The organism is Caulobacter segnis (genome assembly GCF_003243465.1).
Taxonomy (GTDB): Bacteria; Pseudomonadota; Alphaproteobacteria; order Caulobacterales; family Caulobacteraceae; genus Caulobacter; species Caulobacter segnis_A.
The window spans coordinates 1-21,536 of record NZ_QFQZ01000059.1; the positions used below are offsets into that span (position 1 = coordinate 1).

General features: G+C 67.7%; 21 protein-coding genes. 12 read left to right on the forward strand and 9 right to left on the reverse strand.

Features of this window, described 5'->3' with window-relative positions:
• Positions 1 to 21 precede the first annotated feature (21 nt).
• Both DI526_RS16505 and DI526_RS16510 read right to left on the reverse strand, forming a co-directional pair.
• A complete protein-coding gene (locus DI526_RS16505) occupies positions 22 to 1,050 on the reverse strand; it encodes an aspartate-semialdehyde dehydrogenase (RefSeq protein ID WP_304280304.1) in 1,029 nt (342 codons plus the stop codon).
• Between the two features lie 120 nt (positions 1,051 to 1,170).
• Complete coding sequence (locus DI526_RS16510; protein ID WP_304280307.1) at positions 1,171 to 2,109, reverse strand: energy transducer TonB; 939 nt, start codon at positions 2,107 to 2,109, stop codon at positions 1,171 to 1,173.
• 212 nt (positions 2,110 to 2,321) lie between these two features.
• Between DI526_RS16510 and polA the strand changes: the two genes are divergently transcribed.
• Positions 2,322 to 5,210 (forward strand): DNA polymerase I, encoded by a 2,889-nt coding sequence (polA, locus tag DI526_RS16515; protein WP_304280311.1) that lies wholly within the window; start codon positions 2,322 to 2,324, stop codon positions 5,208 to 5,210.
• Between the two features lie 196 nt (positions 5,211 to 5,406).
• A complete protein-coding gene (locus DI526_RS16520; protein ID WP_304280314.1) occupies positions 5,407 to 7,359 on the forward strand; it encodes a methyl-accepting chemotaxis protein in 1,953 nt (650 codons plus the stop codon).
• A 61-nt stretch (positions 7,360 to 7,420) separates the two neighbouring features.
• On the opposite strand, the gene DI526_RS16525 is transcribed toward DI526_RS16520, so the two are convergent.
• The 6 genes from DI526_RS16525 to DI526_RS16550 all read right to left on the reverse strand — a co-directional run bounded on the left by DI526_RS16525 (position 7,421) and on the right by DI526_RS16550 (position 12,795).
• Positions 7,421 to 7,552: a hypothetical protein gene (locus tag DI526_RS16525; protein WP_304280316.1), complete on the reverse strand. Its 132-nt coding sequence runs from the start codon at positions 7,550 to 7,552 to the stop codon at positions 7,421 to 7,423.
• Between the two features lie 198 nt (positions 7,553 to 7,750).
• Positions 7,751 to 8,938 carry an acetyl-CoA C-acyltransferase gene (locus DI526_RS16530; RefSeq protein ID WP_304280318.1) on the reverse strand — a complete coding sequence of 396 codons (1,188 nt, stop codon included), beginning with the start codon at positions 8,936 to 8,938 and terminating at the stop codon, positions 7,751 to 7,753.
• Between the two features lie 196 nt (positions 8,939 to 9,134).
• On the reverse strand, positions 9,135 to 9,836 hold the full coding sequence (locus DI526_RS16535; protein ID WP_304280321.1) for a TPM domain-containing protein: 702 nt from the start codon (positions 9,834 to 9,836) through the stop codon (positions 9,135 to 9,137).
• 1 nt (position 9,837) lies between these two features.
• Positions 9,838 to 10,695, reverse strand: a complete 858-nt coding sequence (locus DI526_RS16540) for a YgcG family protein (protein ID WP_304280369.1) — start codon at positions 10,693 to 10,695, stop codon at positions 9,838 to 9,840.
• Positions 10,696 to 10,717: 22 nt separating this feature from the next.
• Positions 10,718 to 11,353 carry a LemA family protein gene (locus DI526_RS16545; RefSeq protein ID WP_304280323.1) on the reverse strand — a complete coding sequence of 212 codons (636 nt, stop codon included), beginning with the start codon at positions 11,351 to 11,353 and terminating at the stop codon, positions 10,718 to 10,720.
• A gap of 134 nt (positions 11,354 to 11,487) precedes the next feature.
• On the reverse strand, positions 11,488 to 12,795 hold the full coding sequence (locus DI526_RS16550) for an acyl-CoA dehydrogenase family protein (protein WP_304280324.1): 1,308 nt from the start codon (positions 12,793 to 12,795) through the stop codon (positions 11,488 to 11,490).
• A 332-nt stretch (positions 12,796 to 13,127) separates the two neighbouring features.
• Here DI526_RS16550 and DI526_RS16555 point away from each other — a divergent pair, with 332 nt between their 5' ends.
• From DI526_RS16555 to sugE, 10 genes are all read left to right on the forward strand, one after another.
• Positions 13,128 to 13,463 carry a hypothetical protein gene (locus DI526_RS16555; protein ID WP_304280326.1) on the forward strand — a complete coding sequence of 112 codons (336 nt, stop codon included), beginning with the start codon at positions 13,128 to 13,130 and terminating at the stop codon, positions 13,461 to 13,463.
• Between the two features lie 157 nt (positions 13,464 to 13,620).
• Positions 13,621 to 13,860 (forward strand): acyl-CoA thioesterase domain-containing protein, encoded by a 240-nt coding sequence (locus DI526_RS16560; protein ID WP_304280327.1) that lies wholly within the window; start codon positions 13,621 to 13,623, stop codon positions 13,858 to 13,860.
• Positions 13,861 to 14,039: 179 nt separating this feature from the next.
• On the forward strand, positions 14,040 to 14,594 hold the full coding sequence (locus tag DI526_RS16565) for a F0F1 ATP synthase subunit delta (protein ID WP_304280328.1): 555 nt from the start codon (positions 14,040 to 14,042) through the stop codon (positions 14,592 to 14,594).
• A 49-nt stretch (positions 14,595 to 14,643) separates the two neighbouring features.
• Positions 14,644 to 16,176 (forward strand): F0F1 ATP synthase subunit alpha, encoded by a 1,533-nt coding sequence (atpA, locus tag DI526_RS16570; protein ID WP_304280331.1) that lies wholly within the window; start codon positions 14,644 to 14,646, stop codon positions 16,174 to 16,176.
• Between the two features lie 35 nt (positions 16,177 to 16,211).
• Positions 16,212 to 17,087, forward strand: a complete 876-nt coding sequence (locus tag DI526_RS16575) for a F0F1 ATP synthase subunit gamma (RefSeq protein ID WP_304280333.1) — start codon at positions 16,212 to 16,214, stop codon at positions 17,085 to 17,087.
• Between the two features lie 47 nt (positions 17,088 to 17,134).
• The gene (gene atpD / locus DI526_RS16580) at positions 17,135 to 18,763 is read left to right on the forward strand and encodes a F0F1 ATP synthase subunit beta (RefSeq protein ID WP_304280335.1); all 1,629 of its coding nucleotides are present in this window, start codon (positions 17,135 to 17,137) and stop codon (positions 18,761 to 18,763) included.
• Positions 18,763 to 19,014 carry a hypothetical protein gene (locus DI526_RS16585; RefSeq protein ID WP_013077432.1) on the forward strand — a complete coding sequence of 84 codons (252 nt, stop codon included), beginning with the start codon at positions 18,763 to 18,765 and terminating at the stop codon, positions 19,012 to 19,014. Before atpD ends, DI526_RS16585 begins: the two co-directional genes overlap by 1 nt.
• The gene (locus tag DI526_RS16590) at positions 19,014 to 19,274 is read left to right on the forward strand and encodes an ATP synthase F1 subunit epsilon (RefSeq protein ID WP_304280342.1); all 261 of its coding nucleotides are present in this window, start codon (positions 19,014 to 19,016) and stop codon (positions 19,272 to 19,274) included. The genes DI526_RS16585 and DI526_RS16590 overlap by 1 nt, the downstream gene beginning before the upstream one ends.
• A gap of 160 nt (positions 19,275 to 19,434) precedes the next feature.
• Positions 19,435 to 20,172 carry a hypothetical protein gene (locus DI526_RS16595; RefSeq protein WP_304280345.1) on the forward strand — a complete coding sequence of 246 codons (738 nt, stop codon included), beginning with the start codon at positions 19,435 to 19,437 and terminating at the stop codon, positions 20,170 to 20,172.
• A gap of 229 nt (positions 20,173 to 20,401) precedes the next feature.
• Entirely contained in the window at positions 20,402 to 20,722 is a 321-nt protein-coding gene (gene sugE, locus DI526_RS16600; RefSeq protein WP_304280348.1) for a quaternary ammonium compound efflux SMR transporter SugE, read from the forward strand.
• Positions 20,723 to 20,729: 7 nt separating this feature from the next.
• On the opposite strand, the gene DI526_RS16605 is transcribed toward sugE, so the two are convergent.
• Positions 20,730 to 21,479 (reverse strand): alpha/beta hydrolase, encoded by a 750-nt coding sequence (locus tag DI526_RS16605; protein ID WP_304280351.1) that lies wholly within the window; start codon positions 21,477 to 21,479, stop codon positions 20,730 to 20,732.
• Positions 21,480 to 21,536: the final 57 nt, after the last annotated feature.

The window sequence follows — 21,536 nt, forward strand, 5'->3', positions numbered from 1 at the left end:
CGCTTGTTGCGGATCGGGATCTTAGGCGGGGGTCTTCTGCTTGATCAGGCCCTTGTCGTGCAGCAGCTGGGCGATCTGCACGGCGTTAAGGGCCGCGCCCTTGCGCAGGTTGTCGGCCACGCACCACAGGGCGATGCCGTTTTCGACGGTCGGGTCGGTGCGGATCCGCGAGACATAGACCGGGAACTCGCCGGCGCTTTCCTTCGGCGTCATGTAGCCGCCGTCCTCGCGCTTATCGACCACGGCCACGCCATCGGCGTCGCGCAGGATCTCGCGCACGTCGTCCTCGTCCAGCGGCGTTTCGAACTCGATGTTCACCGACTCGGCGTGGCCGACCATCACGGGCACGCGCACGGCGGTGGCGGTCAGCTTGATCGCCGGATCCAAGATCTTCTTGGTCTCCGCCATCATCTTCCACTCTTCCTTCGTGTAGCCGTCCTCCATGAACACATCGATGTGCGGGATGACGTTGAAGGCGATCTGCTTGGTGAACTTCCTGGGCGGCGGGGCGCCCAGGACGAAGACGCCCTTGGTCTGGTCCCAAAGCTCGTCCATGCCTTCCTTGCCCGCGCCCGAGACCGACTGGTAGGTCGAGACGACCACGCGCTTGATCTTGGCTTCGGCGTGCAGCGGGGCCAGCACCACGACCAGCTGCGCCGTCGAGCAGTTGGGGTTGGCGATGATGTTCTTGGGCAGCCTGTCGACGGCGTTCGGATTCACCTCCGGCACCACCAGCGGCACGTCCGGGTCCATCCGGAAGTGGCTGGAGTTGTCGATGACGATCGGACCGGCCGCGCCGATCTTCTCGCCCCAGGCGGCCGAGATCGAGCCGCCCGCGCTCATCAGCACGAGGTCGACGGTCGAGAAGTCGAACTGCTCCAGGTCCTCGCAGTGCAGGATCTGGTTGCCGAACGAGACCTCGACGCCGATGGATTTGCGGCTGGCGATGGCGTGCATCTTGTCCACGGGGAATTTGACTTCCTCGAGGATGTTGAACATCTCGCGGCCCACATTGCCCGTCGCGCCGACCACGGCGACCCGGTAACCCATCGCGCTCTCCTGAAAACTCTGGTCCGCCACAGATCGCGGAGCCGCGTTCCGTTACGCCTCACGCCCCCTTTTCGCAAGGCGAGGAAAGCTGGCCGCAGGCTCAGGCCGGCTGCCCGGGCCTCAGGGCTGGCCGCCCTGCGCCGGCTTGGCCGGTTCGGCGGGCGTGTCGTCGAAGCTGAACTGGAATGGCACAGTGACCTTTAGGCCCTCCAGCGTATCGCCTTCCTTGGTCCAGGGGTTCATCCGCATCGCCGACGCCGCCTTGACGGCGGCCGCGCCGAAATCGAGGCCCGCCGGGCTCTCGCGCTCGGCCTGGCAATTGGCCAGCCGCCCTTCGGCGGTGACGACGCAGGTCGCCGCGCCTTGGCCCGCCATCACCTTGGCCTTCAGCGCCGCCTCCGGATAGATCGCCGCCATGCCTTCGGCTGTGAGGGTCGCCACCCAGCGGGGATTGGTCAGTGTGCGGCCGTCCGGCGCCGACGGATCGCGGAAGCGGAACGGCACATCGACTTGATAGCGAGCGCTTTTCGGCTCCTCCGGATCGATTGAGGCCTGGAACTGGGGAGCGAGGGTCTTTGCGGCCTGGCCAAAGCCTTGGCCCTTCGGAATCTCGGACAGCGTTTCACAGGCGCGCAGTCGGCCCTGGCCGTCGAGTTTGCAGCGCAGGGCGACTTGGCCAGCCCCGCCCGCCGTTGCATTTTTTGGCCAGGCCGCCTTGATCGCAGCCAAGGTCGGAGCGTGCGCCCACGGCGGATCCAGGATGACGGTGTCGGCACCGCGCGCCATGTTGGGCGCGCCTTGCCAGATGATAGGGATCGTGATCGTTCCCCCTGGGACCGCCTTGCCGTCGAGCATGGCCGGCTTCATGCGGAAGTTTGGCGCGAGCTGTAGGGCCGCCGCGCCGAAACCAAGCCCCTCGGGCGACTCGCTCTCTACCTTGCAGCCTTGCAGGAAGCCCTCGGCGGTCACGTCGCAAGCGATCTTCGCTCGTCCAGCCTTGCCCGCCTTTAGCGCCTTGGCGGGATAGACGGAGGCCAGCGCCTCGGCGTCCGGCGTCACCATCCATTCCGGGCGACCGGGCAGCTTCCCTTCCTCAGCCGCAAAGGCCGGAGAGCCGCTGATAGAAAGAAGGGGCAGAGAGACAAGCAGAAGAAAATGCGACAGCAATGGAGCGATCCTGATGATCGATGCGACCAAGGGTTGATATACGCCGACTGATCGCGCGCCGCCAGAGGGTTTCCGCCGCCCGCCGGTCCCCCTATGTTCGCGCCATGACCGACGTCGTCTCCGAATCCTCGCCCGCCACGCACATGACCCAGGACGGCCCCGCGCTCCGGCTGTTCCTGGTCGATGGCTCGGCCTATCTGTTCCGGGCCTATCACGCCCTGCCGCCCCTGACGCGGAAGAGCGACGGCCTGCCGGTGGGCGCGGTGCAGGGCTTCTGCAACATGCTGTGGAAACTGCTGCGCGACATGCAGGGCGACACGCCCACGCACCTGGCCGTGATCTGGGACCACTCGGAAAAGACGTTCCGCAACACCCTGTACGATCAGTACAAAGCCCACCGTCCGCCGCCGCCCGAGGACCTGATCCCGCAGTTCCCGCTGGTGCGCGAGGCGACCCGGGCGTTCGGCGTGCCGGCGATCGAGCTGCCGGGCTACGAGGCCGACGACCTGATCGCGGCCTACGCCTGCAAGGCTCGCGAGGTCGGCGGCGAGGCGGTGATCGTCTCGTCGGACAAGGATCTGATGCAGCTGGTCGGCGACGGCGTCTCGATGTTCGACCCGATGAAGAACGTCCGCATCGAGCGCGAGCAGGTGTTCGAGAAGTTCGGCGTCTATCCCGAGCAGGTCGTGGACGTGCAGGCCCTGTGCGGCGACAGCGTCGACAACGTCCCCGGCGCGCCGGGCATCGGCATCAAGACCGCCGCCCAGCTGATCACCGAGTTCGGCGACCTCGACACGCTGCTGGCGCGCGCGGGCGAGATCAAGCAGCCCAAGCGTCGCGAGACGCTGATCAACTTCGCCGACCAGATCCGCCTGTCGCGAGCTTTGGTGAAGCTGGACTGCGACACGCCGCTGCCCGAGCCGCTGGACGACCTGAAGGTGCGCGAGCCGGACAAGGACGTGCTGGCCGCCTTCCTGGACCAGATGGAGTTCCGCACCTTGGCCCGCCGCGTCGGCGACGGCTCGGCCGCCGCCTCGCCGGGCACGCTCGATCGTCCGCCCAGCCAGCCCAAGGCGCCGGTCTCGACCGTCTCCTACATGGGCGCGGCCGCCCGCGCCGCCGCCCAGCCGGTGGCCGAGCCGGTCACGATCGATCACGCCGCCTATGCCTGCGTCCGCGATCTCGACACCCTGAAGGCCTGGGTCGAGAAAGCCAGCGCGAAGGGCGTGGTGGCCTTCGACACCGAGACCGACGCCCTGTCCTCGGCCACCGCCGGCCTGTGCGGCGTCTCCCTGGCCATCGCGCCGGGCGAGGCCTGCTACATCCCCGTCGGCCACTGCGAGAAGGAAGGCCTGGCCCTGGAGGCCGCCGCCGACCTCGTACAGATCCCGCTGGAGCAGGTGATCGCGACGCTGAAGCCGCTGCTGGAGGATCCGGCGGTGCTGAAGGTGGCCCAGAACGCCAAGTACGACATCGCCGTCCTGGCCCGTCACGGGATCCAGGTGTCCCCGATCGAGGACACCATGCTGATCAGCTACGTGCTGGAGGCCGGCCTGCACGGCCATGGCATGGACGAGCTGTCGGAGCTGTGGCTGGGCCACAAGCCGATCCCGTTCAAGCAGGTGGCCGGGACCGGCAAGGCGCAGATCAGCTTCAAGCACGTGGCCTTGTCTGAAGCCACGGCCTACGCCGCCGAGGACGCCGACGTCACCCTGCGCCTCTACGAGACGCTCAAGCCGCGCCTGGCGCGCGAGGGGCTGCTGACGGTCTATGAGACCCTGGAGCGGCCGATGCCCGCGGTGCTGGCGGCGATGGAGAACGACGGGATCAAGGTCGATCCCGAAGCCCTGCGCCGTCTCTCCAACGAGTTTTCCCTCCGCATGGCCGAGTTCGAGGCGCGCGCCACCGAACTGGTCGGCCGGCCGTTCAACCTGGGCAGCCCCAAGCAGATCGGCGACGTGCTGTTTGGCGAGATGAACATGAAGGGCGGCAAGAAGACCGCCACCGGCCAGTGGTCCACCGACAGCGACGTGCTGGAGAGCCTGGCGCTCGAACATGAACTGCCGCGCGTGCTGCTCGACTGGCGCCAGCTGTCGAAGCTGAAGGGCACCTATACCGAGAACCTGGTCGCCGCGATCGCCGAGCGGACGGGCCGGGTGCATACCTCCTACGCCCTGGCCGCCACCACCACGGGGCGGCTGTCGTCGTCGGATCCGAACCTGCAGAACATCCCGGTCCGCACCGAGGAAGGCCGCAAGATCCGCAAGGCCTTCATCGCCGAGCCGGGCAAGGTGCTGATCAGCGCCGACTACAGCCAGATCGAGCTTCGCCTGCTGGCCCATATCGGCGACATCCCGCAGCTGAAGAAGGCCTTCCAGGAAGGCCTCGACATCCACGCCATGACGGCCTCGGAGATGTTCGACACGCCGATCGAGGGCATGGACCCGATGATCCGCCGCCGGGCCAAGGCCATCAACTTCGGCATCGTCTACGGCATCAGCGCCTTTGGCCTCGCCAACCAGCTGGGCATCCCGCAGGGGGAGGCGGGGGCCTACATCAAGACCTATTTCGAACGCTTCCCCGGCATCCAGGCCTATATGGACGCGACCAAGGCCTTCGTGCGCGAGCACGGCTACGTCACGACCATCTTCGGCCGGAAGATCAACATCCCCGAGATCCAGGCCAAGTCGGTCGGCCAACGGCAGTTCGCCGAGCGCGCCGCGATCAACGCCCCGATCCAGGGCGCCGCGGCCGACGTCATGCGCCGGGCGATGATCCGCATGCCGGCGGCGCTGACGGATGCGGGGCTCTCGGCACGCATGCTGCTGCAGGTGCACGACGAACTGGTGTTCGAGGCTCCCGAGGCCGAGGCTGAAGCCGCGCGTAAGGTCATCGCCCGCGTGATGGAAAAAGCGGCAGAACCGGCGGTGGCGCTCTCCGTGCCCCTGACCGTCGAGGTTCGCGCCGCGCTCAACTGGGACGAGGCGCACTAACGCAAAAATAGTGTTTTTACGCCAACATAGGAGTCAGGAAGATTCTCGCTGCGACATTCCGCCACGGTCAGGGTTAATGCCTATGCAACCGTACCTGCGCGATTTTTGAGCTCTACGATCGATTTCTAGGCATTGGTGCAATCGGGTGCCTTTGCAGCCAGAGCGGTCGTCGTTCTATGGACGAGGAGTTCGCGCGGTGTCTTTCGGCAACCTGAAGATCCCACAGAAGTTGATGGCCGTGTTCGCCGTCATGCTGGCCACGATCATGGCGATGGGCGTCGCCCTATACGTCAACAAGGTCAATCTGGGGCATTCGGTCGAGCGCACCGAGCGAGCCTATGAGATGCTGCGCGCGGCCGACACGGCGGCGTTCCGCCTGACCCGCCAGGAAAACTCGCTGCGCGGATTCCTGCTCTCGGCCGACCCCTACTACGTCAAGCGCCTGGAAGAGGCTCACAAGCCGAAGTTCCTGAAGGCGCTGGACTCGCTGAAGACCTTGGCCGACGGCGACACCGAGGACCTGGGGCGCATCACCGCCGTCGAGGCCGCCTACGCCAACTATCGCAAGCTGGCCATCGAGCCGGGTGAGCAGCTGGGCGCCGATCCGGCGACCCGCGCCCAGGCGATCGACTTGGTCAAGCACGACGGCGTCGCCGACCAGGCCGTCGGCCCGGTCGAGGACGCCATCGAGGCGATCACCAAGCACGCTGAGGAAGTGCTGGCCACCGAAGCGGCCGCGCAACAGAAGGCCTCGCTGCAATCGACCCTGGTCCTGGCCATCGGCATCGCCATCACCGCCGGCATCGCCATCGCGGGCGGCCTGCTGCTGACCGGCGCCATCGCCCGTCCCGTGGCGGCCATGACCAACGCCATGCGCCGCCTGGCGGCTGGCGACAACAGCGTCGAGGTTCCGGCCATGGGCCGCAAGGACGAGATCGGCGACATGGCCGGCGCGGTCGCCTACTTCAAGGACGCCGCGATCGAGAAGATCCGCATCGAGCAGGCCGCCGCCGAGGAGCGCCAGGCCGCCGACAGCGAGCGCTCGGCCAACGAGGCCGAGAAGGCCGCGGTGGCCCGCGAGGACAACGCCGCGATCACCGCCCTGAACGAGGCCCTGGACCACATGGCCTCGGGCGACCTGACCCACCGGATCGTCGTGCCCTTCGCGCCGAAGACCGAAAGCCTGAAGACCAACTTCAACGCCGCCGCCGACCGCATGCAGGAGGCGATCAAGGCGATCGCCCGCGCCACCGGCGGCGTCAACAGCGGCGCCGACGAGATCGCCGACGCCTCGGACAACCTGTCGCGTCGCACCGAGCAGCAGGCCGCCAGCCTGGAAGAGACCGCCGCGGCCCTGGACGAGATCACGGCCACGGTGCGCAAGACCGCCTCGGGCGCCAAGGAGGCCTCGCAAGTGGTCGCCACCGCGCGCACCGACGCCGAGCGGTCGGGCTCGATCGTCAGCCAGGCGGTCTCGGCCATGACCGAGATCGAGACCTCGTCGGGCCAGATCAGCCAGATCATCGGCGTGATCGACGAGATCGCCTTCCAGACCAACCTGCTGGCCCTGAACGCCGGCGTCGAAGCCGCCCGGGCGGGTGAGGCGGGCAAGGGCTTCGCCGTCGTGGCCCAGGAAGTCCGGGCCCTGGCCCAGCGCTCGGCCGAAGCGGCCAAGGAGATCAAGGCGCTGATCTCGACCTCCACCAATCAGGTCGAGGCCGGCGTGAACCTGGTCGGCCAGACGGGCGAGGCGCTGCAGCGCATCGTCGATCAGGTCGCCACGATCGACGCCCTGGTCACCGAGATCGCCGCCTCCGCCGCCGAGCAGGCGACCGGTCTGAACGAAGTCAACACCGCCGTGAACCAGATGGACCAGGTCGTTCAGCAGAACGCCGCCATGGTCGAGGAAGCCACGGCCGCCACCCACTCGCTGAAGGGCGAAGCGCGCTCGCTGAGCGAGATGGTCGCCCGCTTCCGCGTCGCCCAAGGCGCTCCCGCGGCGACCTCTACGCCCGCGGCGTCCGCCCCCAGAGCGCCGGTCTCGGCGCCGGCGGCGCCCGCCGCGCCGCGCCCGTCGCGTTCGGCGCGTCCGGGGCGCAGCTCCGGTTCGGCCGCCGTGGCCGTGGCCGAGGACTGGGAAGAGTTCTAAGCCTCAGCGCATCAGGATCTTGGGCTCTCCGGGCGACCGGGGAGCCTTTTTTCTTGGGCGCTCAGTTGACCGGGATGGTCTGGAAAGCCGAGCGCGTGACTTGCGGTTCGTGGCTGGCGCCCGGGGTCGGCAGCGCCAGGCCCAGGGCGGCGGCGAGCAACATGGTGATGGCGAAGAAGGCCTTGGCGGCCATGGCGGTCGGATCCTTGTTGTTGAACCAAGAACAACAAAGGCCGGAAACCACCGTCTCGGTTCCCGGCCCTTGGATCGCGCTGGCGCGCGCCCGTCCAAATCGAAAGATTTTCGATCGTTCGCCGCGCCGAACTGGGACCGCCGGGGGCGATCCCAGGTCTCATTTGAGGATGCGCTCGGTGATCCGTCGCTGTCGAAATCAGAAGATCTCGAACAGGCCGGCGGCCCCCATCCCCCCGCCGATGCACATGGTGACCACGCCCAGCTTGGCCTTGCGGCGCCTGCCTTCCAGCAGCAGGTGGCCGGCGCAGCGGGCGCCGGTCATGCCGAACGGGTGGCCGATGGCGATCGAGCCGCCGTTGACGTTGTACTTCTCCGGATCGATGCCCAGGCGGTCGCGGCTGTAGAGGCACTGGCTGGCGAAGGCCTCGTTCAGCTCCCACAGGTCGATGTCGTCGACCTTCAGGCCGTGGCGCTCCAGCAGGCGCGGCACGGCGAAGACCGGGCCGATACCCATCTCGTCGGGCTCGCAGCCGGCGATCGCGAAGCCCCGGAAAGCGCCGAGCGGCTCAAGGCCACGGCGAGCGGCTTCCTTGGCCTCCATCACCACGACGGCGGCGGCGCCGTCCGACAGCTGGCTGGCGTTGCCGGCGGTGACGAAATTGCCCGGACCCTTGACCGGCTCCAGCTTGGCGAGGCCCTCCAGCGTGGTCTCGGGACGGTTGCACTCGTCCTTGCTGACCACGTAGTCGACCAGGCTCTCTTCCTTGGTCTCCTTGTTGACCACCTTCATCTTGGTGTTCATCGGCACGATCTCGTCGGCGAACAGGCCGGCGGCCTGGGCGGCGGCGATGCGCTGCTGGCTGCGCAGCGAATATTCGTCCTGGTACTCGCGGCTGATGTTGTAGCGCTTGGCCACGATATCGGCCGTGTCGATCATCGCCATCCAGAGGGCCGGATGGGTCTGCATCAGCTTCTCTTCGGTGATGTGGAAGCGGTTCATATGACCGCCGCCCTGCACCAGGGAGATCGACTCCACCCCGCCGCCGATCGCGACCTCGGCGCCGTCGTTGCGGACATAGTTGGCGGCCGTGGCGATCGCCTGCAGACCCGAAGAGCAGAAGCGGTTGACGGTCTGGCCCGAGGTGGTGACCGGCAGGCCGGCCCACATCGCCGCGTTGCGCGCGACGTTCATGCCGGTGGCGCCTTCGGGACCGCCGCAGCCCAGGACCACGTCCTCGACCTCGGGTCCGTCGAGCTTGGCGCGCTGGACCGCGTGCTGGATCGCGTGGCCGGCCATGGCCGCGCCGTGGGTGTTGTTGAAGCCGCCGCGGTTGGACTTGGCCAGGCCCGTGCGGGCGTAAGAGACGATGACCGCTTCGCGCATAAGGCGCTCTCCCCGTTAAAACATTAGTTTGAATTGCCGCCACCCTAGACCGGCTTTCGGCGGCGCGAAAGGTCACGCGTGCGTAAAGGGAAGCGCGCCCGGCTTTTCGGCCGACGGCATCGAGCGCGTCTTTGCGCGGCCTGCAAGCCGCTGATCTCGCGGGACTTTTGTTTCGGCAGAGCTCCGGCTGGGGGCCTTACCGCTTCGGCAGGATCGTCAGGTCGTTGGCGATTTCGTTGCGGTTGTCCGGTCGCGGCGGCACGTGTTCGGCCAGGATGGCGCCGGCGCGGCGCACGGCGGCCACGAAGCCGTCGGCGATCGCGTCACGCTTCAGGCCGGCGACCAGGTCGGCCACGACCTCGTCCCACACCGCGTTCGGCGCGGCGGCGTAGATGCCCTCGTCGGCGATGACCTCGACGCGATGCTCGGCCAGGGCGGCGAAGATCAGGACGCCGGTGCGGTCGCGGGTGACGTGCAGGCCACGGCTGAGGAACTGCTCCATGGCCGCCTTCTTGACCCGGGCGGCCTTCAGCGCGCCGGGCGTCAGGGCGCGGCGCACGGACGGGATCGAGACGACCAGCGCCGCCAGCACGAACACGACGGCCTGAAGGGCGATATAGGTCGACAGCGCCGACAGGATCGCCCCATCCATCGCCGCGGCGTGACCGACGCTCCAGCCGCCGAACAGGCGGGTCAGCATCTCGGGCCTGAAGCCGGCGAACAACGCGGCGGCCGGCAGGACCAGCGCCGTCGCCGCCGCCCAGACCAGCGGGGTCTCGCGATAGTCGGAGACCTCCGGCGTCAGGATGCAGATGATCTCGCCGGCGGTGGTCTTCTCGGCCTCGGCCACGGCCTGGGCGATGCGGTCGAGGTCCTCGGGCGTCATGGTGGTAGGCATCTCACCAGCTCCCCGAACTGCCGCCGCCGCCGAACGATCCGCCGCCGCCGGAGAAGCCGCCCCCGCCGCCTCCGCCGCCCCAGCCGCTTCCACCGCCCCAGCCGCCTCCGCCGCCGCGACGGCTGTCGCTAAGGGCGCTGAGGATGATCCACGGCAGGGCCGAGCCCAGCCCGCCGCGCCGCCGTCCGCCTCGGAACAGGCTGGAGAACACGAAGATCAGGAACAGGATGACGAAGATCGCCGCGATCGGCGAGCCTTGGGCCTTGTGGCGCTCCGGCTGGCTGGCCTCGGCGACGCGAGCCTTGGCCTGGTCGGCGGGCAGGCTGAGCTGCTCGACCAGGGCGTCGGTCCCGGCCACGACACCGGCCGACAGATCGCCGTCGCGGAACTTGGGCAGGATCGCGCTTTGAATGATGACACTGGAGAGAGCGTCGGTCAGCACGGGCTCCAGTCCATAACCAACTTCGATCCGCACCTTCCGCTCGTTGGGCGCGACCAGCAGGATGACCCCGTTGTTTTCGCCCTTCTGGCCGATGCCCCAGGTGCGGCCCAACTGATAGCCGTAGTCCTCGATCGGATAGCCCTGCAGGCTGGGGACCGTGGCGACGACCAGCTGGCGGCCGGTGGTCGCCTCGAGGTTTTCCAGCTTTTCGGTGAGGTCGCGCTCGGTGTCGGGCGACAGCACCTGGGCCTCGTCGACCACCCGGCCCGTCAGCGGCGGGAAGGTCGGGGCGGCGAGGGCGGGCAGGGCGAACAGCACCGCGACGAGGGCGAGCGTCCAGGTCCTCACGCGCCAAACGCCTTGTTCGCCGCGACGCCGCCGGCGCCGCGTCACCGCCTCCGCCGCACGGGGGAGGATGAGAGCGGTGCGGTTCACGACCTTACTGCACCTTCGGCGGCGCGGCCGTCGGCGGGCTGGAGAAGTCCACGGTCGGCGCGCTCTGGGCCGAGGCGGTGGCCTGGAACAGCTGGGCCGGCTTCTGGCTGCTGTACAGCGTCTTGGCCCAGAACACGCTCGGGAAGGTCCGCAGCGTCGTGTTGTAGGTCTGGGCGGCCTGGTTGTAGTCGCGGCGCGCGATGGCGATGCGGTTTTCGGTGCCTTCCAGCTGGCTCTGCAGGGCCATGAAATTCTGGTTCGACTTCAGGTCCGGATACTGCTCCTGGATCACCATCAGGCGGCCCAGAACGCCGGACAGCTGGTCCTGGGCGGCGGCGAACTTCTGGAACTGGACGGGGTCGGTGATGGTCGAGGCGTCGACCTTGACCTGGGTGGCGCTGGCCCGCGCCTGGGTGACGGCGGTCAGCACGTCCTTTTCCTGGGCGGCGTAGCCCTTCACCGTGGCGACCAGGTTCGGCACCAGGTCGGCGCGGCGCTGGTACTGGTTCTGGACCTCGGCCCAGGCGGCCTTGGTCGCTTCGTCCTGGGTGGGAATGGTGTTGATCCCGCACCCGGCCAGCGTGGCCGGGACAGCGACGATCAGCGCCACGCGCGCGGTGTTACGGACGAGACGGTTCATTCAATCCTCCAGCGGTCCGCGCGGCGGCGGACGATCGATAGGAAGCCTAACGCGCGAATACGACACGCGAACATGGCCGTTCGCGTACCCCTGTTAGATAGCGCGTGGTTTGATCGACGTCAGGAGGCGGGGAATTAAACCTTGTCCATCTGGGAGAAGGTCTCTCGACGCGGCCCGATGTAGCCGAACAGCCAGGCCGCGACCTTGCGCATCTGGATCTCCTCGGCGCCCTCGGTGATCCGGTAGCGGCGGTGGTGGCGATAGATGTGCTCGAAGGCCTTGTGCCGCGAATAGCCGATGCCGCCATGGATCTGCATCGCCCGGTCGGCCGCCTCGCAGCACAGGCGGTTGGCCCAGTAGTTACACATCGAGACCTTGTCCGAGAGCCGCTTTTCGACCTCGGGCTTGGACATCTGGTCCATCTCCCAGGCGGTCTTGCGGATCAGGAGGCGCAGCATCTCGGCCTGGGTGGAGAGCTCGACGATCGGAAACTGGATGGCCTGGTTTTCGGCCAGCGCCTTGCCGAAGGGTTTGCGGGCGCGGGCGTACTTGATGCTCTCTTCGATGCAGTAGGTCGCCGCGCCCAGGCTGGAGGCCGCCTGGCGGATGCGGTTCTCGTGCACGAAGTGCTGGGCGAGGGCCAGGCCGCCGCCCTCGGGACCGAACATGGCGCTGTCGGGAACCCAGACGTCGGTGAAGCTGACGCGCGGGTGGTCGGTCGGCATGTTGAAGGTCCAGAGGTACTCCTCGATCTTCACGCCGGGCGCGTGGGCCGGGACCAGGAAGGCGGTGACGCCGCGGGCGTCGCCGTCCTGGCCGCTGGTGCGGGCGAAGAGGCAGCAGTGGGTGGCCACGTGCATGCCCGTGGTCCACATCTTCTCGCCGTCGATCCGCCAGCCGGCCTCGCCATGGCGCTCCTCGCGCACGGCGCGGGTCTCCATGTAGGTGGCGTCCGAGCCGTGGTCGGGTTCCGTAAGACCAAAGGTCGGGCGGAAGGCGCCGCGATCCAGCATGTCCTCGATCAGATGCTGCTGATCGGGCCTCCCGAAGTCGCGGATCATCAGCACGAACGGATTGTTGCCGACGATCGAGTGCTCGTTCTGCAGATCGTTGAACAGGCCTAGGCCCTTGGACGCCAGGTGCTCGCGGATCACGGCCATGCCGAGGTTCGTGCCGCCCTGGCCGCCATACTCCTTGGGGAGGGCGTAGCGATAGTGACCCGCCTGGTCGGCCAGCTTGCGCGCCTGGGCCAGTAATTCTTCCCACTCGTGGCGCGGCAGGCCGCCGGCGTCCCAGTCGGTGCGGGCCCACTCGCGGCGATGGTCGAAGAAGCGCTGGTTGTCGTCGCGCGCCTGCAGCGGCGCGATCTCCGTCTCGATGAAGGCGTCCAGCTCCGCCAGATAGGCGGTCAGCTCCGGCGGCAGTCGGAAGTCCATGGCCAAGCCTCCCAAGACCTTCTTGTCGTTGGGTGGGAGAGTACGCCCGTTGAGGCGCCGGCCAATCGTGCCCCGACGGAACGGCTGGATCTTGGCCGTTTCCGCGCGGGTCTCGCCGGGGACGCGCCAAGTCGGCCTTTTCCGCAAAACGCCGGGCGCGACCGAAAATCCGCTTGCGCTATTTGTAATCACTGTTATCTAAGCGATGCTTAGTTCGGATCCGAAGCACCGGTGGGGATACCGGCGCTCATCATCCCCCGGCTCCGAGCGGCCAGTACGCGTTCTCCCGCCGATCAACGATCTGACCGCAACTCCCCAAACGCTGGAGGGCTTTCAAGATGAAGCTCCGCACCCTGGCGGCCGTCGCCGCCGTTTCCGTCTCCCTGTTCGCCGGCTCCGCCTTCGCCGACGGCCGCATCGCCGTCGCCCTGGACGCGCCCGTTCCCGCCAAGACCAAGGTGGTCGCCGGCGGCGCGGTCTTTGTCTGCGAGGGCTCCGAATGCGTCTCGGCCCAAGCGCCGTCGCGCGCCGTCACCGCCGTCGCCTGCAAGGCGCTGGCCAAGGAAGTGGGTCGCGTCTCGGCCTTCGGCGGCGAGAGCCGCTCGCTGGACGCCGACGACCTGACCCGCTGCAACGCCTCGGCCAAGGGCGCCGCCCTGGCCTCGGCTAAGTAGAAGGACGCGCCTGGCGTTCTTTCTGACCTACCCAGACGCTTTGGGCTGTTTCGTTTCTCCGGCCCGTCTGGCTGTTTCCTCGAGCATTCGCCTTCATGGGGCGGCGGAGCTTTCCGCCGCCTCTTTTTCTTTACGGTTCTCGGATTGAGTTGAGCCCATGGACACCAGTCTCTCCGCCCAGTTGGAAGCCGCCTTGCGCGAGATCGCCGGCGACGGCGCGTCCCTGACGTCCCTGACCATCGACTTTGCGTCGACGCCGGGGGAAGGGGCTCTGGAGCGAAAAGCGTGGGTCGAACGGGCGACGCGCAGCCTCGTCTTCGCCCAGGGTGAGCTCAGGCGCCCTAACGGCAGCTTGGCGGCTTCGGCCTCGGCAGTATTCCGTCGCGCTGGCGACTGATCGCGCCCGCTTGGTTGCGACTGCGAAAAGCCCGTGTTATCAGGCGCGCGGCTTCGGACAGGGCGGCGCGGCAGCGTCGGCTGTCCATGTGCTTTTTTCAAGCGCGCTCAAGCCTTTAAGCCGTGATAAGAGCTAACCTTCTTGTCAGCGGCCATTGCAACGCACCGGGCGGATACCAAGTGGCGGACGAAACCAAGGCGACGGATGCGGGTCAGCGTTACGCGCAGTCCCTGTTCGAATTGACGATCGAGAGCGGCAACCTGACCAAGGTCGAGGCCGACCTGAAGAGCCTGAAGGCCATGGTGGCCGACAGCGCCGACCTGCGTCGCCTGATCGAAAGCCCGGCCTTTTCCGCCGAGGACAAGGGCAAGGGCCTGGTCGCCGTGGCCGTGAAGGCCGGCTTCGACATGCTGACCACCAAGTTCCTGGGCCTGGTGGCCTCGAACGGCCGCACGGGCGACCTTCTGGGCGCCATCTCGGCCTTCGTCGAGCTGTCGGCCAAGCACCGCGGCGTGGTGACGGCGGAAGTCGTCTCGGCCGCCCCGCTGTCGGCCCTGCAGCTCAAGAGCGTCGAGGCCGCCCTGGTCCGGGCCCTCGGCAAGACCCCGGAAGTTTCCGCGCGCGTCGATCCGTCCCTGCTGGGCGGGCTGAAGGTGCGCGTGGGTTCGCGTCTGTTCGACGCTTCGCTCCGTTCGAAGCTCGATTCCCTGAAATTCGCCCTGAAGCGCGCCTGAGCGTATAAGCGCGCCCAAAAAGATTAGATCGCAGAGAGCCCTGACAACCATGGACATCCGCGCCGCCGAAATCTCGGCCATCCTCAAGTCGCAGATCGCCAACTTCGGCGAGGAAGCCGCCGTCTCGGACGTCGGCCAGGTGCTGTCCGTCGGTGACGGCATCGCCCGCATCTACGGCCTGGACAACGTCCAAGCCGGCGAAATGCTGGAGTTCCCGAAGGCCGGCGTGAAGGGCATGGCCCTGAACCTCGAGCGCGACAACGTCGGCGCCGTGATCTTCGGCGCTGACGCCGAGATCAAGGAAGGCGACGAAGTCCGTCGTCTGGGCGAGATCGTGGACGTGCCGGTCGGCAAGGGCCTGCTGGGCCGCGTCGTCAACCCGCTGGGCGAGCCGATCGACGGCAAGGGCCCGATCCAATATACCGAGCGTCGCCGCGTCGACGTGAAGGCCCCGGGCATCATTCCGCGCAAGTCGGTGCACGAGCCCGTGCAGACCGGCCTGAAGTCGATCGACACCCTGATCCCGGTCGGCCGCGGCCAGCGCGAGCTGATCATCGGTGACCGTCAGACCGGCAAGACCGCCGTCGCCATCGACACCATCCTGAACCAGAAGGCCGTGAACGCCGGCAAGGACGAGAGCGCCAAGCTCTACTGCGTCTACGTCGCCATCGGCCAGAAGCGCTCGACCGTCGCCCAGATCGTCAAGACGCTCGAAGAGCACGGCGCCCTGGAATACACGACCGTCGTCGTGGCCTCGGCCTCGGAGCCGGCCCCGCTGCAGTACCTGGCCCCGTTCGCCGGCTGCGCCATGGGCGAGTGGTTCCGCGACAACGGCCTGCACGGCCTGATCATCTATGACGATCTGTCGAAGCAAGCCGTCGCCTACCGTCAGATGTCGCTGCTGCTGCGCCGCCCGCCGGGCCGCGAAGCCTATCCGGGCGACGTGTTCTACCTGCACTCCCGTCTGCTGGAGCGCGCCGCGAAGCTGAACGAAGACAACGGTTCGGGCTCGCTGACGGCTCTGCCGATCATCGAAACCCAGGCCAATGACGTGTCGGCCTACATCCCGACCAACGTGATCTCGATCACCGACGGCCAGATCTTCCTGGAAACCGACCTGTTCTACCAAGGCATCCGTCCGGCCGTGAACGTCGGCATCTCGGTGTCGCGCGTCGGCTCGTCGGCCCAGATCAAGGCGATGAAGCAGGTCGCCGGCCCGATTAAGGGCGAGCTGGCCCAGTACCGTGAAATGGCCGCCTTCGCGAAGTTCGGCTCGGACCTGGACGCCTCGACCCAGAAGATGCTGGCGCGCGGCGAACGCCTGACCGAGCTGCTGAAGCAGCCGCAGTACGCGCCGCAGTCGGTCGAAGAGCAGGTCTGCGTGATCTACGCCGGCACCCGCGGCTACCTGGACAAGATCCCGACCTCGTCGGTGCGTCGCTTCGAAAGCGAGTTCCTGGCCCGCCTGCACAGCCAGCACGCCGACCTGCTGGAAGGCATCCGCACCAAGAAGGCGCTCGACAAGGATCTGGAAGCGACGCTGAAGAGCGCGCTCGACAGCTTCTCGTCGACCTTCGCCTAAGCCCCCTCGGAACCGCTCGGAGAGAGTAGCGCCGAATGGCCAGCTTGAAGGAAATGCGCAATCGGATCTCGAGCGTCAAAGCGACGCAAAAGATCACGAAAGCGATGCAGATGGTGGCGGCTGCCAAGCTGCGCCGGAGCCAGGACGCGGCGGAAGCCGCTCGTCCCTACGCCCGGCGTCTGGCCAGCGTCATCGCCAACCTCGCCGCCGGCGTGTCCGGAGACGGCGCGCCCAAGCTGCTGGCCGGCACGGGCCGCGATGACCGCCACCTGGTCGTCGTCGCCGCCGCCGACCGCGGCCTAGCGGGCGGCTTCACCTCGTCGATCGTCCGCGCCGCGCGCGCCCACATCGACGGCCTGATCAAGCAGGGCAAGGACGTCCGCGTGATCTGCGTCGGCAAGAAGGTCACGGCGCAGCTCGCCCGTCCCTACGCCGGCCGGATCGTCGAGACGTTCGACCTGTCGGCCTACCGCCAGCTGACGCTGTCGGTGGCCCAGCCGATCGCCGACGTCATCACCCGCGAGTACGAGGCGGGCGAGACCGACGTGGTCACCCTGTTCTACAGCCGATTCAAGTCGGTGGTGCAGCAGATCCCGACCGGCCTGCAGCTGATCCCGGCCGTGGTCGAGGGCGCGGAAGCGGCCTCGGGCCCGACGGCGGTCTACGAGTACGAGCCCTCGGAAGAGGCCATCCTCGAGACCCTGCTGCCGCGCAACCTGACGGTCCAGATCCTCTCGGCCCTGCTGGACAACATGGCCGGCTTCTACGCCAGCCAGATGACCGCGATGGACAACGCCACGCGCAACGCGGGCGAGATGATCAAGCGCTACACCCTCGAGTACAACCGTTCCCGCCAGGCCCAGATCACCAAGGAGCTGATCGAGATCATCTCCGGCGCCGAAGCCGTCTGATCTAGCCTAACGACACAAGCACGCAGAGATCGAAAGACCCGCACGCCATGGCCAAGACCCCCGCTGAAAAGCCGGCGACCGCCGCCGCCAAGAAGCCCGCCGCGCCCAAGGCCGCCGCCGCCCCGAAGGCTGCCGCGGCTCCGAAGGCCGCCGTCGCTAAGGCTCCCGCCGCCAAGAAGCCGGCCGCCCCGAAGGCCGCCGCCGCCTCGGCTCCGGCCAACGCCGCCGTGAACCTGGACGGCGCCACCGGCCGCCTGGTGCAGATCATCGGCGCCGTCGTCGACATCGAGTTCGACGGCGCCCTGCCGGCGATCCTGAACGCCGTCGAGACCGTCAACACCGCCACCGGCCAGCGCCTGGTGTTCGAAGTCGCCCAGCACCTGGGCCAGAACACCGTCCGCGCCATCGCCATGGACGCGACCGAAGGTCTGGTCCGCGGCCAGCCGGTCAAGGACACCGGCGCGCCGATCCGCGTGCCGGTCGGTCCGGGCACCCTGGGCCGCATCATGAACGTCATCGGCGAGCCGATCGACGAGCAGGGCCCGATCCGCTCGGACCTGACCCGCACGATCCACCGCGACGCCCCGACCTTCGCCGAGCAGACCAACACGGCCGAAGTGCTCGTCACCGGCATCAAGGTCATCGACCTGATGTGCCCCTACACCAAGGGCGGCAAGATCGGCCTGTTCGGCGGCGCCGGCGTCGGCAAGACCGTGACGATGCAGGAACTGATCAACAACATCGCCAAGGCCTACGGCGGTTACTCGGTTCTGGCCGGCGTGGGTGAGCGCACCCGCGAAGGCAACGACCTCTATCACGAGATGATCGAGTCGAACGTGAACGTCGACCCGAAGGCCAACAACGGCTCGACCGAAGGTTCGCGCTGCGCCCTGGTCTACGGCCAGATGAACGAACCGCCGGGCGCCCGCGCCCGCGTCGCCCTGACCGGCCTGTCGATCGCGGAATACTTCCGCGACGAAGAAGGCAAGGACGTGCTGCTGTTCGTCGACAACATCTTCCGCTTCACCCAAGCCGGCGCTGAAGTGTCGGCCCTGCTGGGCCGCATCCCCTCGGCCGTGGGCTATCAGCCCACCCTGGCCACCGAGATGGGCAACCTGCAGGAGCGCATCACCTCGACGAACAAGGGCTCGATCACCTCGGTTCAGGCCATCTACGTGCCCGCCGACGACCTGACCGACCCGGCGCCGGCCACCTCGTTCGCCCACTTGGACGCCACCACCGTTCTGTCGCGCGACATCGCGGCCCAGGCCATCTTCCCGGCCGTGGACCCGCTGGACTCGACCTCGCGGATCATGGACCCGCTGGTCATCGGCGAAGAGCACTACACGGTGGCGCGCCGCGTCCAGGAAGTCCTGCAGCAGTACAAGGCCCTGAAGGACATCATCGCCATCCTGGGCATGGACGAGCTGTCGGAAGAGGACAAGCTGATCGTGTCGCGCGCTCGCAAGATCTCGCGCTTCCTGTCGCAGCCGTTCCACGTCGCCGAGCAGTTCACCAACACGCCGGGCGCCTTCGTCCAGCTGAAGGACACGATCCGCTCGTTCAAGGGCATCGTCGACGGCGAGTACGACCACCTGCCGGAAGCCGCCTTCTACATGGTCGGTCCGATCGAGGAAGCCGTGGCCAAGGCCGAAAAGATGGCGGCCGAAGCCTAATGACCGAAGACGCCGATCTGGGCCACTTCTGCTGCGATGAGCTGGCCGAGGCCGTGTCCCCGGACACGACCGCCAGCCTCATCGAGCATGACAGCGGCCTGATCCTGCTGAATCTCGGCGAACGCGAGGAAGAGGGCGAGACGGGCCTGGTGCTGGCCACCATCCGCTTCTGCCCCTTCTGCGGCACCGAGATCCAGACCGACGAAGACATCGAAGCCGCCCTGGGCGGCGTCGAGGAGACCTTCAACTGATGGCCAAGCTGCACTTTTCCCTGGTCGCCCCCGAGCGCGAACTGTTCTCCGGCGACGTGGACATGGTCCAGGCCCCGGGCGCGGAAGGCGACTTCGGCGTCCTGGCCAACCACGCCCCGTTCATGACCACCCTGCGCGAAGGCAAGGTGACTGTGAAGGACGGCGCGACGACCAAGGTGTTCGACATCCAGGGCGGCTTCGCGGACGTCGGTCCCGACGGCCTGACCATCCTGGCCGAGCACGCCGTCGAAGCGGCCTGATCGCCCGACGATTCTTGAGTTCTGAAACGCCCTCGTTCCTCGTGATCGAGGGCGTTTTCATGAGCGCTCCGGCGTCGGGCGCGAAAAAATTACACTTGTGACCCAATCTCCGCCGCAATCGGCGGCCATAAGGGTTGCGAGGGACCGCCTGTCGGTTTTAATGCCGACCTCTCGTTCAGTTGGGGATATCCAGCCTATGCGCCTTGCGCTCGTCAGCCTGATCGCTCTCGGCGCGGTCTCGACCGCCGCCGTCGCCCAGGAGCAAACCGCTCCGGCTCCCGCCACGCCCGCGCCGGCCCCCGCCGCCGCGCCGGCTCCGGGCCAAGCCGCCCCGGCCGCTCCGGCGGATCAAGCTGCGCCGCCCGTCGCCGCCCCCGCCGCCGCCGCACCGGCCGAGACCTACACCGCCCCGGTTCGCGGTCCGAAGACCACCGACCCGGTGACCCTGAAGCTGCTCGACGTGCTGGACAAGGTCTGCAAGCCGCAGGTCGCCGGCGGTGACTTCGCCCAGCTGGTCAAGGACTACGGCTTCAAGAAGAAGAAGGAGCAGTGGATCCTCGACCTGGGCAAGCCGTACAACATCACGCTCGACAACCCCGGCTCGAACAAGAACATCTGCACGGTCACCATCGACTACGCCCAGACCCCCGAGCAGGCTCAGGAACTGGCCAACGGCCTGCATGACTGGGCGACCTGGGAGAACAGCCCGCAGCTGCGCCTGATCCGCAACGACCAGACCGTCGGCAGCGACTTCCGCCGCTTCACGGTGTCGTGGGACGACGCCTGGGCCAACGGCCACGCGGGCCTCGTCTATGTGCGCCTGAAGAAGCTGGACGAGACCTCGGTCGGCAAGAACTTCGAACGCGCCCAGATCCTGTACAGCACCAACAGCCGCTGATCGGGCTCTAGAGCCTTTAGCCTGAAATCGGAATCGATTTCAGGCGTTAAAAAGGCTCTAAATCAAATACTTAGAGCGTGAGATCAGCCGAAACCGGTTCCCACTTTCGGCCTCACGCTCTAGGTTGCTCCGCCCGCAAGGCGGCCCTATCTAGCGAAGGCGCGGGGACGACCCCGCGCCTTTTGCATTTTCCGGGGACGACCCCGCCTTTTCGAAGACGGGACTTCGCGTGGCCTGGATCATTCTCTTCATCGCCGGACTGTTCGAGGTCGGCTGGGCTGTCGGCCTGAAGTTCACCGAAGGCTTTACCAAGCCGATCCCGATCGCCCTGACCGCCGCCAGCCTGGCCCTGTCGATGGGTCTCCTGGGATGGTCGGTGAAGACCCTGCCGCTGGGCACGGCCTACGCCGTCTGGACCGGCGTCGGCGCCGTCGGCACGGCGATCGTCGGCATCCTGCTGTTCAAGGAGCCCGCCACGGCCGCGCGGCTGGCGTGCCTGGGCCTGATCGTAGCGGGGATCCTGGGGCTGAAGGTCTTCAGCCCGCAGTAGCGCGGCGTCAGGCGGCGGCGCGATGGTCCTGGGCGATGAAGGCCAGGCAGCGGTCCGCCACCTGCTCCCAGCCAGGCTCGCCGGGCAGCCAATGGCTCATCTCCGGAAAGACCTCGACGGCGCCGCCCAGGCGGGCCGCCGTCTGGCGCACGGTCGCGGGCGGATGGATGACGTCCTTGCCGCCGGCGATGGCCAGGACCGGACAGCCGGGCGCGGAGACGCTGGTGGTCATGAACGGGTCGAGCCACCAGTTGAGGGTTTCCCAGAGGGCTCGCCCGCTTTCGGCGGTCATGCGGGCGAAGATCGCCTTGCGCGCGGGCCGTGGCAGGCGGTCGATGCTGTAGCGGCGCACCACCCCGTAGTCGGGCGCGACCGCCTGCAGCCAGTAGGGGCCAAGGGCGTAGAGGCTCATGGCCGAGGCCGCCTCTTCCAGGCTGACGCCCGCCACGCCCCAGGGCGCGGACGGCGCCAGAAGGATCAGCTTGGCGACGCGCGCGCGGCTGGCGGCCATTTGGGCGACCAGGCCGCCCATCGAATGGCCGACCAGGATGGGCGGCGCCTCGCAGTCGGCGGCCAGGCGGGCGATCTGGCGCGCGTAGTCGGTCATCGAGACGCCGCTGACGCCACCCGCGCCATCGTGGCCGATCAGGTCAGGCGTGAGCACCGTGTGGCCGGCGGCTTCGAACGGCGCGCGAAAGGCGTCGAAGGTCCAGCCGCCGCAAAAGGCCCCGTGGACCATGATAACCGGTGCGCGCATGACGCCGTTCAACCTGACTATACCCGCCGACACGACGCCGGCGGGTCAGCCTACACG